This is a genomic window from Saccharopolyspora sp. 6M, assembly GCF_020176775.1.
Lineage (GTDB): Bacteria > Actinomycetota > Actinomycetes > Mycobacteriales > Pseudonocardiaceae > Saccharopolyspora_C > Saccharopolyspora_C gregorii.
This window is the reverse complement of record NZ_JAIUJZ010000283.1, coordinates 1-1,767: the sequence shown is the minus strand read 5'-3', so window position 1 is coordinate 1,767 and position 1,767 is coordinate 1. Positions and strand designations below refer to the sequence as shown.

The 1,767-nt window shown below is 75.8% G+C and carries 2 protein-coding genes; one reads left to right on the top strand and one right to left on the bottom strand.

From position 1 onward, the window contains the following. Nucleotides 1-424: TIM barrel protein (locus LCD31_RS27520; protein WP_224962880.1), on the bottom strand; the 424-nt coding region annotated here is incomplete at its 3' end. 89 nt (nt 425-513) lie between these two features. On the opposite strand from LCD31_RS27520, the gene LCD31_RS27515 reads away from it, so the two are divergent. Continuing rightward, the coding region (locus LCD31_RS27515; RefSeq protein ID WP_224962878.1) for an ROK family transcriptional regulator at nt 514-1,767 on the top strand (1,254 nt) is incomplete at its 3' end.

The window sequence follows — 1,767 nt, the reverse complement described above, 5'->3', positions numbered from 1 at the left end:
CCTCCCGCCCGCCCCACATCACGAAGGTGCGGGCACCGAACTCGGCGGGCAGGTCGAGGTTGCGCAGCACCTTGCGCCCGGCGACGCGGCGCACCGCGCGGTCGTTGGAGGTGAACCCGCCGTCCTTGAACACGGGGTGCGAGAACAGGTTGGTGGTGACCATCGGGACGGTGATCCCGGTGTCGGCGAGGGCCTGCTTCAACCGGTCGATCTCGGTGCGCCGGGCCGCGTCGGTGGCGTCGAACGGGAACAGGTCGTCGTCGTGGAAGGTGAGGCCCGCGGCGCCGAGCTCGGCGAGCTTCTCCACCGCGTACCGGGTGTCCATTGTGGACCTAGTCGGGCCGCCGAACGGGTCGATGCCCCGGTAGCCGATGGTCCACAGCCCGAAGGAGAACCGGTCGGCGGGGGTGGGGGTGCGGCTCATCGGAAGTCCCTCCCACGAATTTGTTCTTGTGCAGAACATACTAGGGTTCCGAGTGATCAGCGGGCAAGATCCGGCGGACGGGGGAGCGGATGCGCGGCAGCAACTCGGACCGCGTCCGGCGCGACAACCTCGCCGCCGTGCTCGACCTGGTGCACCGCACCGGATCGCTGTCCCGGGCCGGCATCACCCGGGCCACCGGGTTGAGCCGTTCCACGGTCGCCGCACTGATCGCCGAGCTCACCGGCATGGGCCTGGTCGCCGAATCCGGTCCGCAGGACACCGCCCGCGTCGGCAGGCCCTCCCCGGTGGTGCACCCCGACCCGGACTGCGTGGCGATCGCGGTCAACCCGGAACTGGACGCGATCACCCTCGGCGTCGTCGGCCTCGGCGGGGAGGTCCGCTCCCGCCGCCGGATCGAGATCGCGCGGCCCGGCGCGACGCGGACCGTCGAGGTCGTGGCCGCCGAACTCGGCTCCGCCGAACTGGACGGGAAGCGCATCGCCGGCATCGGCGTCGCCGTGCCCGGCCTCGTCCGCGACGGCGACGGCGTGGTGCGGTGGGCGCCGCACCTGGGCTGGCGCGAAGAACCGATCGCCGCCGAGCTCACCCGCGCCACCGGGCACCCCGCGTTCGCCGGGAACGACGCGACCCTCGGCGCGCTCGCCGAGCACCTGTTCGGCGCCGGAGTCGGCGTCCCCGACCTCGTCTACCTCAACGGCGGGGCCAGCGGCATCGGCGGCGGCATCATCGCCGGGGGGAGCCCGCTCGGCGGGACCGGCGGCTACGCGGGCGAATTCGGGCGCAACCGGCCCGCGATCCGCGACCCGGCCGACCGCGCGGTGCCGGACGGGACGCTGGAGGACGAGGTGAACCGGGCGCGGCTGCTGGAGCTGCTCGGGCTCGGCTCCGCCGACCAGCTCGCGCTGTCCGGGGCGCTGGCCGACTCCGCCGATCCGCGGGTGCGCGCCGAACTGGCGCGGCAGGCGCGGGTGCTCGGCGGCGCGGTCGGCGCCGCGGTCAACGTGCTCAACCCGCGGCTGGTGGTGCTCGGCGGGTTCCTCGCCGACGTGCTCGGCGCGGATCCGGCGGGATTCGCCGAGCTGGCGGCCGAGCAGTGCTCAGCGCCCGCGTTCGAGGAGGTGCGGATCGTGCCCGCCGCGCTCGGCGCCGACCTGCTGATGATCGGCGCGGGCCAGCTCGCGCTGCACCAGCTGCTCACCGACCCGGCCGCCATCCGCCCGCCCGCCGCCGGGGGGGGGGGGGGGGGGGGGGGGGGGGGGGGGGTGGGGGGGGCCCGGGGGGGGGGGGGGGGGGGCGGCCCAGCGGCGCCGGGCGGGGGCGGG